Here is a 13358-nt window from a genome sequence, read left to right on the forward strand (position 1 = left end):
GAGTAACCAAACTATGTTACAAACGGAATAAAAAACCAAGTAAATACTCTAAATTTTATGAACTCAACTATTAAAAAGGTAGCTACAAAACCTTACTTTTGCTTACTTACTTTTTGATTTTATTTTTAGTTTTAGCGATCATAGTGGAAAACCACCTGATTATTTATGAGCATATTACAGTGAGAAAAACTGCTATCATAGAAGCTAAGGCCTTGTGTCAAAAACATAAGAGCGCGTTTTTATCTACCCTATCAAGCAATCAAAAAGGGTTTCCTTTTTCCTCTATCGCCCAATATATCTTTCTTGATGATAACCACTTTTATTTTTTTATCAGCGATATAGCACAGCACACGAAGAATTTAATTAAACACTCTGAGCTTTCTTTTATGATTTTAGACGATGGTGATGTCGCAGACGTTGAAAATGCTCGAGTCACTATTTTAGGCCATGCCCATAAATTATCGAGAGATGAAAGCCGCGCGCAAATTGACCAGTTTATTGCCACCCATGAAAAGGCACAGCAATATGCCATGCTCGGCGATTTTAACCTTTGGCGAGTGGTTGTTACACGAGTACGGTACGTTGGTGGTTTTGGACGCGCATTTTGGCTTGAAAAAGGTGAGTGGTATTAAACGGCGAAGTCGAATGTATTTTGACTTTGCTTCGCAGACTTGCCTTTGGTATTCAAAACAGCATGCCAAAATGCACGAGAGCTGGGTGTATCGCCCTCTTTCTTGACCTTCCAGCATCCCTTATAAATAGACCAGATATGCGCCATAAACTGGCTGGCATACCCTTTTCTGCGTTCTGAGGGAATAATATAGAGTGCACAGACCTCAAACTCTCTGCGGCTTGAAATACATATCGCAATGAAGCCCACCAACTTGCCATCTACATATAATAAATATGCCATGTTCGTTGCACAGCATAACTCAAACAAGCCAAGTTGACGCGGATAATCGCTCTGCTCCAACAGATGTGTCATTGTCTGTTCACTGTATTTATCAACTCGAATAAGTTCTAATTCTGCCACGCTCGCTCCCCCTAAACAGTAGGCCTATATCATCCGCAACGTTTGTGGGTAAATTGTGAAGTTAAATAAAATTGTTCGATTTGCACTTAATATCTGAAATTTGGTTTGCGTGATTGTTTGTCATAATGCAACAAATCAGCCTGGTATCAATACAAGCTTTGATTAAGACGCAGGGCTTATATGTCCCAATCAGCGTAACAAATTAACCTGCCATAATTACACTCTTTTACACTTCCATCCCGTACCTAAGTTAGTATATTTTCTGACCTTAATTGATACCAATTTTCTTAATTAAGTGGTCTATTTTGAAGCGAGAAAATCTTGTCGATAACACCGCTACCGCGTTCTGCTATCGCCAAAGTACCGACGTCCATGCAGGCAAGACAAAAATTTCTTATGTCGTTGTTTTAAATTAGAGATTTTTAACACAGTAAACGTCAGATTTACGCCTTCAGATTGAGCAAGTATTAAGGTCAATTGGTATAAAAGGTTGCTCTACTTATTATGAATTACAGATTCGCTAACCCGTTTCACTATTTTGACTCAGCACTTGAGCTGTTTGAGGAAGTACATAACTAAGATTGCGTTAATAGCCTCTTTCTAACATCACCAGATGGAGTCCCCCATCACCCAAATAGGTACTTTGTTAGATGGAAACGTAATGTAGATAAAATCTTATTGCCTCAATACAGAATGCTGAGTAAAGCAAATGGTGTTACTTTTGAAAGGATTTTATTATGCGTGTAATACTGACTATACTCGTTTGCGCTACCACATCGCTGGTAGGCTGCGGTGGAAGCGCTTCAGACTCAAACACTGTGCCTCCCCCAAAAAATATTGCTCCCAACCCTGCGCCTAACCCTCTGGAAAATAAACTCAACCTCAGCGCACTTGATCAACAAAATAGCCTGTACTCCAGCGATTTGGGTTACACCACAGCTTTGGAGCGCGTCTTTAACTTAAAAAATGACAAGCTATTAGTGCTAGGAGAAACGTCAAGTATTGAAGAATCGGGAAATAAAGAAGGTTTTTATGCCATCACTGATCCTAACGGTCAAACTTATCAGTTCGAACAATCGACTGAGGGGTTTGTTGATGCTTGTGTATTCGATTCGGGTGAATACATTCTTGGTCGATTTATACAAGAAGGCGACGATATATTCAGTGTGCAACTAGAGCGTTATGATGAAACTGGCGTACAGCTAAAAAGCGCACCAATGCAAGCACTATCAATGGATGTCAAATATGATATACCCACTGACAAAAACGCTTGGCTTCTCAATCCTTTCACTATCATCCCGACAGGTGACCCTCTTAGCGACACAAAATACACTCAAACCAGTATCACGTGGTGGCGCTTTAATAATGCTAAGTTCACCTGCCATGATGAAAACTTATATGTTAGTTATAATAATGGCGGACGAAAAATTGCAAAATATGACGCCAATTTACAACTAATGTGGCAAAAACCTATCGATATTCGGTATTGGGGTAATAGCTCTCGGGCTTCAGAAGCAATAGAAATTGCCGTCTCTGATAATGGCTACCTTTATAGCGCTCAAAACATCAGCACAGATGCAATCCCCGCATATAACCATAAATTTTCGACGGTTCATGCAGTCCCCCAAGATGTTGCGCAAAGTGACATGCACGTCATTGTAAAAACATATGACCTCAATGGCGAGTTGCTTAATGAGCAGTTTATTAGCGATGAACACTCTTCTTTGATTGACGATATCAAAGTGCATCAAGATACCGTGTTTATCGGTGTATCAGCGCGGCGAAGCAAAGCAGATAGTACGCGCTATTCTAGTGAATGGGATGTTGGTTTAATACAGGTTTATCATGGTGAACGAATACCTCAGCGGTATTGGTATAACATAGACAAAGAAGATGTGCTGAGAGGGTTGGCAATAGCTGATAATACACTTTATCTTTACGGTCATATCGGTGGTGTGCAAGTAGACACAAATAGCTGGGTTGAACACACCAATGGGTTTATCGGACAACTGGACATAGAAAACTTGTCTGATCTATCCATCGAAACATACCACACCGAGCGCTCTGCGAGTATTCAAAGTTTATCGGTACATGACACAGGTACTATTACCGCTGTTGGTATTGAAAATGCACCGATGACGCACTCCGCAGATACCTCTATGGCGGGACTGTTTATAAAAGTGAACAGTAACCCATAATGTTACTCTCGCGAAGCGCTATATAAATGAAATACTTAATCTGAGGTTTGGGGATAGCGATGCAACTTCATTGGCAATAACTGGTTGCCAGCAAGGCGTTAATCACCCCAAACCCAGATCTGGTAATATCAATTATTTTAATTAAGTAGCCTATTGTGAGGCGAAAAAATCTTGTCGATAACTCGGCAAAAATTTGCTATTTAGTTGTTCTAATATAAGAAATTTTTAACGCGGTTAGCGCCAGATTTACGCCTTCAAATTGAGCAAGTATTAAGTCTAATTGGTATAACAGACGCTCTGTACAATTAGCACAAAGGAAACGTGATCAGCGCTTTAGCCCCTTGATTGTCCGCTAAATTACTCAAGTACAGCTCGCCTTGTTGATTGCGAATGATTTCTCGACTGAGTACTAAACCAATGCCCGAACCGTTCGGTTTAGTGGAATAAAATGGGACAAAAAGATTATCTAAATTATCAATGCCACCGCCATTATCTTGTAGGCAAAGTTGCCATTGTTGCCGTTTTTCAATGGTGAGTGTAATACCTTGCTTCGAAGCTAATTGATTTGCTTGTAGTGCGTTATTCACGAGATTAATCATGGCTTGTGTGAGCTGCGGTTCATCACAATACAGTACACCTGAACTCAGTACGTCTATTTGCACTTCAGGAAAGAGCGCTTGCCAGCGGTTAGCTAATACTTCAACCGCTATCGTTTGTTTTTCTACCGCAGGTAATTGAGCAATTTGCGCATAATTTGCAACAAATTGCTGTAAGTGTGCCGCACGACTCTCTATCACCCCTAGCATTGTTTGCTGCGTTACCAATGGAATTGCGTCTCTGTCTTGTTGTAATGATTGCGCCATGGAAGACACGGGAGTAAGGGAGTTACGAACCTCATGGTTTAGCACTGAAAGTAACTTTTGCCAGACTTGTTTCTCGTTGTCTCTTAGCGCTTGCTCCACCGATACAAAAACCAGCAATTGATAGACACGCTGCCCGCGATAAAGTGGGTGTGATGCTATCTTGTAGCGCGAAGAGTGTTGTTGTAACTGCCACTGTTCATCGACCTGATTTAATGCCAATTTTGACGCTGGTATCCCATCTAGGGTCATATTTGGATATATGTCCGCCATAGCACGATTGGCAAAATAAACCTGTTGGTGACCATCAAGCACAAGTACTGGCAGTGTTAGCTCACTGATAAAATTAAAGACAAAAGCCTCGTTTTGACCATATTCTTGCCGTTTTTGCTGTAATCGTTCAACAACTAACTGAATTTCGGCTTTTAGCGCTGCGACTCGACCACCTTGATAGCTAGATAATTGCCATACAGTTAGCTCCTCGTTGGAGATGCTATCTAGCTGCACAGCAAGGTTATCAAGTACTGACATCACCTTGTTGTAGCTATACCAAAGTGACAGTAAAGAAGGCACTAGTAAGGCTAAAAGTAAGGTTATTGCCCCCAATAAAGTCAGCTCAAAATAAATAATGGTCGCAATTAATAGCACAGCAAGAGTGACTAAAGGGACCGCAAAACCAAGCCATAGTTTTTGCTCAACGGATGTGAGCTTAGCCACCTTGGTTGCCCTTTAATTTGATTTCATGTTTTTCTACACGTCGATAAATTGCAGATTTACTCAGCCCCAAAAACTCACCAGCGGCAACCACATTTCCCTCAAAGTGACGAATAGCATTTTCTATCATCCGCTTTTCAGCCTCTTCAAGGCTTAGCAACGGCATATCTTGCTCGTGAAAATCTTCATCTAACTCAAGATCTTGTGCACCTATCACAGAGTGCGCCCCTAAAATCACTGCACGCTCAATCACATGGGATAATTCTCGAATGTTGCCAGGCCACGAGTATGCTTTCATTTTTGCAATTGCTGCATTACTTAAGCTGCGTTCACCACCGGTGTCATTGCCATGGCGCTTGGTATGTAGCGCTAAGAAATGAGTCGCTAAACTGGGTAGCTCATCGACTCGCGCTCTAAGTGCAGGGACGGTTAAGATAACCGTATTTAAACGATAGAGTAAATCTTGGCGAAATAGTCCAGTTTTCACCGCGTCGCTTAGATCAACATTAGTAGCCGAAATTATCCTCGCATTACTGTTACTGGTTTTTGAGTCGCCGAGCACTTCATACTCTCCGCTTTCCAGCACTCTGAGCAGTTTTGCCTGTTGTGCTACCGGCAAACTGCCAATTTCATCCAAGAATAAAGTCCCATTTTGAGCCATTTCAAAGCGCCCTGTGCGATTCGCTTTCGCATCAGTAAACGCCCCTTGGCGATGACCAAACAACTCACTTTCAAATAGCTCTGTGGGAATTGCGGCCATATTAACACTAACAAAAGGCTGCTCACTACGTAGACTATTGTTATGGATGTACCTTGCTAACTGGCTCTTACCACTACCATTTTCTCCCAATATCAATACATTTGCATCGGTTTTTGCAACCCTTAGTGCCTGTTGTAGTAAACGACTGGGCATTTTATTTTGCGTGTTATTTGTGGGTGGCTCAGTAGTTGTTTGCCTTGTTTCAATGTGGCGTTTAACGGTTTTTAACAAGCGCTGGTTTTGCCATGGTTTTTCGATTAGATCACACGCACCTAGCTGCATTGCTTGTACCGCCAACTCGACTTTGGCCCAAGCCGTGATGACTACCACAGGCACCTCTATCGACACTTGCCGAAGCCACATCAAAAATTGCAGCCCTTCTTTTCCCGAGGTAGTGTCTTTATTGAAGTTCATATCCAGTAAAATCAGTGCAACAGGTTGCTCTGCAAGTATGACTTTTGCCTCGTCAGGGTGTGAAGCTTCGATACTCTGATAACCGTGGCTTTGCAGCAAAATAGTTGCAGACATACGCACATCAGGATTATCTTCAATGATTAAAACAGCTGTCATCGTTTCCTACTTCTTGTTTGTTTATACCAATTCTCTTAATTAAGTGGTCTATTTTGAGGTGAGAAAATCTTGTCGATAACAACGCTTCCGCGTCCTGCTCACGCCGAGGTACCTACATCCTGTAGGCAAGGCAAAAATTTTGTTATTTAGTTGTTCTAAATAAGAAATTTTTAACACTGTTAGCGTCAGATTCACTCCTTCAAATTGGTATTAGGTTCTTACCCACACTTTTATTGCCTTATTGCGCTCATTGGAGCGGAATTGATGAGTTGTCTCATCGGATATACTGCACAGAAAAGTGCAAAAGTAAGTAGTGTCATCAGCACTACCAAAAACCAGCTTGGCTTGACTAAAACCCACTCAGATGATGGCGCGCTCAAGTACAGCCCAACTACGACTGTCACAGCGACAAAAATTGCCGCACAAACTGGTATCAGCGTGTCTGATATTAACAAGCGATATAAACGATGTTTTTTCGCACCCAGCGCCATGCGCATACCAAACTCATATCGTCGTTGCTCAAAGCTATAGCTGAGCACGCCGTATATACCTACACCGCATAACAATAAGCTAAAGCCACATAGCCCAAAGCTTAACAACAATGTGAGACGTTCTAAATATGTAAGCTTATGATATGTTTGTGTTAGGTCTAAAAACCGCCATATACCAGCCTGACCTGCTACGGATTGAATAGCCGATTGAACTTGAGCACGCGTCAGTGTTACATCAGGTTCCATTTCAATAATAAATGGGTAACCAAAAGGAAGCGCAGGCAACCAAGCCGTCTTGCCTTGAAGCTCGGTATAACGTTTTGGATGGTTGAAATTTTGTGAGATCCCGACCACTTCAGCTGGGACATCGGGGTTAAATATAAAGAATGTATCTCCGAGAACATTGCCCCCCGGCTTTAGCGCATGTGCGGCTGCTTCTGATACAATGACTTCTTCTTTGTCCCCCCTAATCGCCGCTTCACTAAATGTGCGCCCAGCAATCAGCGAAAGCCCTGTTAATGCAAAATAATCTGGACCTACATTTGCTCGGATCATACTTGGCATCCATTCACCAGCCAGATCCCGCATCGCAACCACCGCTAAGTCGTTTTGTAATGGGCTTTCACCATGTGCTACCCCCACCACACCGGGTATTTTTCTGAGTGCCTGTTTAAAGTCTTCAATGTGTGTGTAGCGCTTGGGAAATGGCGTCGAGTCATTTGGTATATGTAGCATCACACTGTACATATTATCTACCTGAGTTCCAAGGGGTCGCAACAGTGTATCCGCACTTTTGCTCAGCACAAGCGTTGCACCAAACACCAGCACGGTGGTAAAAAATAGCTGAACCGCAACCAGTGTTTTGGTCATCTGCATGCTGAGCGCTTTCACACTCCCTTTGCCCGAAGTACGTATGCTTTGACTGAGTTGATTAAAATTAACCATACGCGACGTTACAAAAGCAAACAATAACGCCAACAACAGCACTATCAAAACTGCGCTAAGCAACACAGTAGAGTCCAGAGAGAGTGTATCAATAAGCGGTAAGTAACTGTGAGTCAGGGATTGTACTAGCCGCAGTTGCCACGCCGCAAAAAATAGCCCAACCACCACGGCACTTGCAACTAGCAATAACGCTTCGAGGAAAATGCCACGAAACAATACACCACGCTTTGCACCAAGCATTGCCTGCAGCACAAGCTGTTGTTGAAGCGTGTGAGCGCGAGAGATGAATAAGTTACTTACATTAAAAATGGCAATGAGCACCAAACACATCACACTGAGTAGCACAACAATAGCCAAGGTATCATGGCCTGCTACTTCTACATCCCGGTATAGACGTATGATAGGTTTAATATCCTGTAATTCTTGCTCTGCTGATTGCCATTCTCCTCGATGCCTGAGACTGTTTTGATAAAGCTGCTGCGCTAAAGTGCTGTGTGTGCCTTGCTCGGTAAGTATCGCCAATAACTTGAGATTTTCCTGCCTACTTGTCCATGGATGATATTCACCACGCTTGGTACCAAAAAATCGTTCATTCTCTGAGAAGCTTAACCATAGCTCTCCCTTACCTTGGTTTAAAAAATAAGGGTCTGAATAGGCCTGAGCAGCGACACCGACCACGGTATATAGCTTATCAACAATCCGTAAGCTCGCGCCCAGCACGCGAGCTTCACCATTGAAATACTTTTGCCACAATGGATAGGAAATAATCACTTCAGGGTTTTTCTGATTAATATCTTCAGTCGTAGTCAAGTATCGACCCAGCGCAAGTGGCATTTTCATCATAGTGAAGTAGTCATCACTTACAAAACTCAGCGTCAGTTTAGGTGAGCCTGGTAGGTTTTCGACGACATCCGAAAAACTACTGATCAAAGCACGCTTTTGATAAAGCGCCTCGGTTTGTCGCCAATTAAGCATGTTTTGAACACTTTGCATGCCTTCAAATACCCGATCTTGATAGATATTGCTTTGCTCAATGACCACAAAGCGTGACTCACTCTCTATATCAAGAGGTTTAATAAAAAAGCCGCTAAACAGGCTCAGTGCAACAAAAAAACAGCTTAGTGTCAGCGCCAAGGTCAACACTAATGTAATACAGAAACTAGGCACTTGAAGTAAGCTTTTGATGGCCAGTGTGGTTTGCCGTTGGAGCTGCATCAAAGTCATCACATAACCTCCGATAAATCAGCTGAGTGAGACTCTTTGCTTTTTGACACCAATACTCCATCCAGCAGTTGAATTTGCTGTTTTGCGTAGCCTGCATAGCGGGTGTCATGAGTAACCATACAAATGGTAACACCTTGTTCATTGAGGCTGTTTAGCAAGGCCATCACCGCATCACCATTCTTAGAATCTAAGTTACCTGTGGGTTCATCCACCAGCAAAATACTTGGCTCGCCCGCAAGCGCTCTGGCAATAGCTACGCGCTGTTGCTGACCTCCTGATAATTGACTCGGTTTGTGATTGGCTCGGTGGGACATCTCTACTTGCGTTAACGCTCGTATCACGCGCTGTTCGATTTCTTGAGCTGTGAGAATTGGTTCTCGGTAGTGTAGCGGTAACGCAACATTGTCAAATACGGTTAACCCATCGAGCAGATTAAATGATTGAAATACGAAACCAATATGTAAATTCCTCAGTTCTGCCTGAGTATCTGCATCGAGTGAACTGGTTTCAACACCTTGAATGCAATAGCTGCCTGAGGTGATCTCCTCTAGTAGCCCTAAAACACTGAGTAACGTCGACTTACCCGAGCCGGATGGCCCTGTAATTGCGAGATAATCACCTGCTTTGATGTTTAGACTGATGTTACTAATCGCATGGGTTTCTACATCCTGACCGTAGTAAACCTTGCTTACTTGGTGCAATGCCAAAATTGTATTATCCATTTGCTTTTCCTTTACCGATTGAGTGATGTAATTGTTATTTTTTTTAAGTGTTGATGAGCTGACATATCTGACATCACCACTTGCTCACCGGCTGAGCCGCCTTCAAGTATTTCAATGGCATTGCCGGCTAGTTTACCAAACTTGAAACTTTTTTTGATGAGTACATTTTCTTGTTTATCTAAAACAAATAAGTCGCTATTGGATTGTGGAGACAGCCACGGTAATTGGGGGATTGAGAGCGCGTCCTGTATCCTTGCAGTAAAGATTTTACCCTCAATGGTCAGCGCCGGACGCGCGTTACTTGGCAGGGTCCCCATTAACGCCAGCTCAATGGCGATACGACCGTCTTGAACAACCGGTACAACACGACTCACCGTTGCAGCAACTTTACCGACAAAGGTATTGATCATCGCCGGCTGCCCTATCACTACCTCACTGGCCTCTCGTTCAGGTACTAACAAGTCTGCCACCAGCAGACGTTCACTGCCCACCACCGCAAGAGTTTGCCCCGGTGTAATTGCTTGCCCTTGACTCACATTCACAGCTTGCAACATCCCTGCGATCCCAGCTTTGACGTTCAGTTGTTCCACAGCTTGTTTTGCTATGTCATGGCTCAGCTCATATTCTTTTAGCAACTCCTGCTCAATCTCAATACTTCTTGTATGTAGTGCTTGCATTTGTTTAAGTTGTTGCTCACTGAGTAAAACGCGGGTTTTTAGCTGTTCAAGAGTCAGGACGGAGCGCTTATGATCAAGTTCTGAAACAATGCCTTGTTTCACTAACAGTCGCTCAGCTTGCTCTCGGAGTTTGGCACTCTCACACTCACTATGGAGCAGTGCTATTTGCCCTTGCAAGGTAAGTAATTCACTTTGCTGACTGAGCTTCAATGCGTCAACACTGGCGCGTTGCCTAGCAAGTGTTAACCGTTCACGCTGCAATCTTTGCGTCAGCTCAGGATTAATCAAGCGCATAATAACGGTATCTGGCTCCACTTTTGTGCCTGCAAGATACTCGACCGTGCTTACTTGAGCGGAAAATGTTGTGGTGATTTCTCGGCTAAGTTTCGAACGTAATTTTCCATACCCAGAAACGCTATACTGTATCGAGCTTTTTTGAATTGGTGCAAAGGTAATCGTATTCGCATCAAGCTGATTATGCTCTTGAGATAGCAAAAAACTCAGTGCCACAAACACACTAAGCGTTATACCTAGCCACCGCCAAATGGGTGACTGACGAGAGGATTTATTGCGGCTGATTTTAATGTCCATAGTGTTATCGCACTGTTTTTTGATTTCATAAAGCGAACACCATGCCAAAAGTAACCTGTTGATATATAGTCAATTTAACAGTCTCCTTTTCGTTTACTCTCCCAATAATGGGACAATATTCAACAGCGCTGGGACAAGCATGTAGTGCGCGTCGCCAAAGTCTGTAGTTTGTGATTGCAGTTGCTAATTTTTTGAGCTAAGTTAGTCCCTGATACATTAACGAAGGAAAGTAATAAAATGCACCGCTTACTCATCTGCTCTGTTAGTGCAGTACTGGCGCTTTCAGGCTGTAATTCAACTCCACATAACGACACACCCGCAGATAAAAACCTGACTGTTGGTGTGGTTCAAAAAGAAATCAAAAATGGCCTTCCGGCCAGTGACGTCGCTATTGCATTAGGCAGCCCTAATATTGTCAAGACCGATCCTGATGGCAAAGAAGTGTGGATCTATGACAAATTTACCAAAGAGCAAGTGTTTCAAACGAACTCGGGAACATTGGGCTACTTTTCAGGGAATGGCGGTGGCATAGTGTCAACGGGCTATGACAAAAGTAAGGTTAGTACTAAGACGCTCACGGTTGTCATCAAGTTTGATAAGAGAGATACAGTCGAAAAAGTAGCGTATCATACCAGTTCGTTCTAGGAGCAATAATCAATGAACGCCCTAGTAACAGCAACCGTTAAAGGTGTCGTACTTGCGACAACACTGCTTATGCTGAGTGGATGTAAAAGTTCCGCGCCACAAATGTCAACGATGGAAGTGCGTAGCTTACAAACCAAAGAATATAGCGATGCAGAGTCTATTTTGGTTTACCGTGCACTTGTCAACGCACTGCTGGATAGAGAGTTTACTATCAGTGCGTCAGACTCATCTTCAGGTGTGCTAATAGCAAATTACTCCACCACCCAAACCAATACCACCGAAGCGGTCACCAAAGCACTGGCAACCTATTTCACCCTCGGCTTAAACTGGATATTTGGTGACAACAACATGGATGATATACTTACTGTTGATGTCTCTGCCAATGTTGCCCCAATAAAAAGCGGTAGTCGACTTAGGATTAATGCGGTGGCTAAACGCCTAAATAGCGATGGTGAAATCGTCGAGTCGCAAATGATAGTCGACCCTAATTATTATCAGGGTATCTTTGAACAAATAGAAAAGTCGGTGTTCTTAGAGCAAAACATCAACTAAACCCAAAAGCTGAGCCTACTACTCAGCTTTTTGATACCCTTTACGTTACTGCGTTCTGATCTTTAAGCAAAGCTTACATTATACCAATTCGCTTAATTAAGTGGTCTATTTTGAGGCGAGAAAATCTTGTCGATAACGAGGCAAAAATTTTGCTATTTAGTTGTTCTAAATGAGAAATTTTTAACGCTGTTAGCGTCAGATTTACTCCTTCAAATTGAGCAAGTATTAAGTCAAATTGGTATTATGCTCATGAAGCAGTGTGATGATATCGCCAAATTCCCTTAAAGGCTTTACTCGCTAAATAGAAAAATAACAGTGGCATGAGTACTAATTTTAATATTAGTAGCGAAACCACATTCAAAAAATCAATAAATAAAGACTCTGCGGCATTAAGCATATCAGTAATTCCACCAGATACCGCTTTAATTGCTCGACTGAGTGTGCCTTCTGTATCACCTTGAAGCTGCTCATTTAATTCATTAATAGCTTGTTGATGTTGGTCTTTCTCTCTATTAATGAGTGCGATTTGGTTATCTAGCTTTGCCTTTTTACTGTCTAGTTGTTGCTGCTTCTCTATAAGTGGCTTAGCTTCTTCACTTTTAGTAAATGTTAGCCACTGTGACAAACTGCGATTAGCTTGCGCTGCTTCAATGTCTTTTGATAGTGCTTGAAGTTGTGCGCTGAGCTCAGTCGCTTCACCGTGCAGCTGAACTTGTTGATTGGTTAGTTGTTCAATATGCCCACGATGTGTTTGTTTTTGCTCAGTGACCTTGGACTTTAACCTAGCACTTTGGCTGCTGGTCTGCGTCGCCTGTGATTGAAATACATCAACACTACTAGAGACAACTTGGTTTTGTTTATCTATTTCATTATCTAACAACAACTGACTGGTGACGCCTGTCGATAAAATAACGAAAGGTACTAAAAACCGGATCAATATCATAGTCGCTAGTATTTTAGTTCGCACATGTTGCCAAAGCCCCATGTACGAGCACACTATGTAACCAACCACGGTTACCGTAAACGCGATACTAAACATAACATGGGTTGAAATAGAGTATAGAATTCGTTGAATAAACAGTGAGCCTATCGCCAGCTGCATTACATTAGATATGTATTCTGCTAAGTCATTGATAGGATCGAGCAACTGAGCTGGCTGAATACTCGCTACGCCTATGCCGAGTTCTGCCGATTGCAGCAAAGAAATCGCACCATTCACGGTACGAGCAGAAGCATAGACCAATGAAGACTGAAGTAACGCTTCGTCAATAAACGCCATCATCGCAGCGTTAAATGGCGGCAGCCAACTGGCCAACACCAGCATTATTAACAATAAAAAAATAACTAGCTGCCTGCTTTTTATTTGCATCTATTTC

11 protein-coding genes are annotated in these 13358 nt (G+C 42.6%); 4 read left to right on the forward strand and 7 right to left on the reverse strand.

The genetic code is table 11. The annotated features are described in order from the left end of the window. The first annotated feature begins 179 nt into the window (after positions 1-179). The gene (locus HUZ36_RS12985; protein ID WP_125254412.1) at positions 180-632 is read left to right on the forward strand and encodes a pyridoxamine 5'-phosphate oxidase family protein; all 453 of its coding nucleotides are present in this window, start codon (positions 180-182) and stop codon (positions 630-632) included. Here HUZ36_RS12985 and HUZ36_RS12990 read toward each other — a convergent pair. Next, a complete protein-coding gene (locus HUZ36_RS12990; protein WP_241651738.1) occupies positions 629-1033 on the reverse strand; it encodes a GNAT family N-acetyltransferase in 405 nt (134 codons plus the stop codon). The genes HUZ36_RS12985 and HUZ36_RS12990 overlap by 4 nt on opposite strands. Positions 1034-1770: 737 nt before the next feature. Between HUZ36_RS12990 and HUZ36_RS12995 the strand changes: the two genes are divergently transcribed. Beyond that, a complete protein-coding gene (locus HUZ36_RS12995) occupies positions 1771-3231 on the forward strand; it encodes a hypothetical protein (protein WP_176033074.1) in 1461 nt (486 codons plus the stop codon). Between the two features lie 305 nt (positions 3232-3536). Here HUZ36_RS12995 and HUZ36_RS21975 read toward each other — a convergent pair whose 3' ends face one another. From HUZ36_RS21975 to HUZ36_RS13020, 5 genes are all read right to left on the reverse strand, one after another. Continuing rightward, positions 3537-4808, reverse strand: a complete 1272-nt coding sequence (locus HUZ36_RS21975; RefSeq protein ID WP_176033075.1) for a sensor histidine kinase — start codon at positions 4806-4808, stop codon at positions 3537-3539. Next, positions 4801-6135: a sigma-54-dependent transcriptional regulator gene (locus HUZ36_RS13005; RefSeq protein ID WP_176033076.1), complete on the reverse strand. Its 1335-nt coding sequence runs from the start codon at positions 6133-6135 to the stop codon at positions 4801-4803. Before HUZ36_RS13005 ends, HUZ36_RS21975 begins: the two co-directional genes overlap by 8 nt. A gap of 230 nt (positions 6136-6365) precedes the next feature. Continuing rightward, positions 6366-8795 (reverse strand): ABC transporter permease, encoded by a 2430-nt coding sequence (locus tag HUZ36_RS13010; protein WP_176033119.1) that lies wholly within the window; start codon positions 8793-8795, stop codon positions 6366-6368. Next, on the reverse strand, positions 8795-9517 hold the full coding sequence (locus tag HUZ36_RS13015; RefSeq protein WP_176033077.1) for an ABC transporter ATP-binding protein: 723 nt from the start codon (positions 9515-9517) through the stop codon (positions 8795-8797). Before HUZ36_RS13015 ends, HUZ36_RS13010 begins: the two co-directional genes overlap by 1 nt. Positions 9518-9528: 11 nt before the next feature. Further along, positions 9529-10785, reverse strand: a complete 1257-nt coding sequence (locus tag HUZ36_RS13020) for an efflux RND transporter periplasmic adaptor subunit (protein ID WP_176033078.1) — start codon at positions 10783-10785, stop codon at positions 9529-9531. 237 nt (positions 10786-11022) lie between these two features. Here HUZ36_RS13020 and HUZ36_RS13025 point away from each other — a divergent pair, with 237 nt between their 5' ends. Next, a complete protein-coding gene (locus HUZ36_RS13025; RefSeq protein ID WP_125254406.1) occupies positions 11023-11430 on the forward strand; it encodes a hypothetical protein in 408 nt (135 codons plus the stop codon). A gap of 12 nt (positions 11431-11442) precedes the next feature. Further along, the gene (locus HUZ36_RS13030) at positions 11443-11982 is read left to right on the forward strand and encodes a hypothetical protein (RefSeq protein WP_128732846.1); all 540 of its coding nucleotides are present in this window, start codon (positions 11443-11445) and stop codon (positions 11980-11982) included. A 247-nt stretch (positions 11983-12229) separates the two neighbouring features. Here HUZ36_RS13030 and HUZ36_RS13035 read toward each other — a convergent pair whose 3' ends face one another. Next, a complete protein-coding gene (locus HUZ36_RS13035; protein ID WP_176033079.1) occupies positions 12230-13351 on the reverse strand; it encodes a hypothetical protein in 1122 nt (373 codons plus the stop codon). Between the last annotated feature and the right edge of the window lie 7 nt (positions 13352-13358).

This window comes from Pseudoalteromonas sp. McH1-7 (assembly GCF_013366255.1).
Classification (GTDB): Bacteria; Pseudomonadota; Gammaproteobacteria; order Enterobacterales; family Alteromonadaceae; genus Pseudoalteromonas; species Pseudoalteromonas peptidolytica.

Bases quoted from the DNA above. Each gene is read 5' to 3' on its own strand.
- HUZ36_RS12995 (WP_176033074.1), top strand. From the start codon at position 1,771: ATGCGTGTAATACTGACTATACTCGTTTGCGCTACCACATCGCTGGTA.
- HUZ36_RS13005 (WP_176033076.1), bottom strand. From the start codon at position 6,135: ATGACAGCTGTTTTAATCATTGAAGATAATCCTGATGTGCGTATGTCT.
- HUZ36_RS13010 (WP_176033119.1), bottom strand. From the start codon at position 8,795: ATGACTTTGATGCAGCTCCAACGGCAAACCACACTGGCCATCAAAAGC.
- HUZ36_RS13015 (WP_176033077.1), bottom strand. From the start codon at position 9,517: ATGGATAATACAATTTTGGCATTGCACCAAGTAAGCAAGGTTTACTAC.
- HUZ36_RS13020 (WP_176033078.1), bottom strand. From the start codon at position 10,785: ATGGACATTAAAATCAGCCGCAATAAATCCTCTCGTCAGTCACCCATT.
- HUZ36_RS13025 (WP_125254406.1), top strand. From the start codon at position 11,023: ATGCACCGCTTACTCATCTGCTCTGTTAGTGCAGTACTGGCGCTTTCA.
- HUZ36_RS13030 (WP_128732846.1), top strand. From the start codon at position 11,443: ATGAACGCCCTAGTAACAGCAACCGTTAAAGGTGTCGTACTTGCGACA.
- HUZ36_RS13035 (WP_176033079.1), bottom strand. From the start codon at position 13,351: ATGCAAATAAAAAGCAGGCAGCTAGTTATTTTTTTATTGTTAATAATG.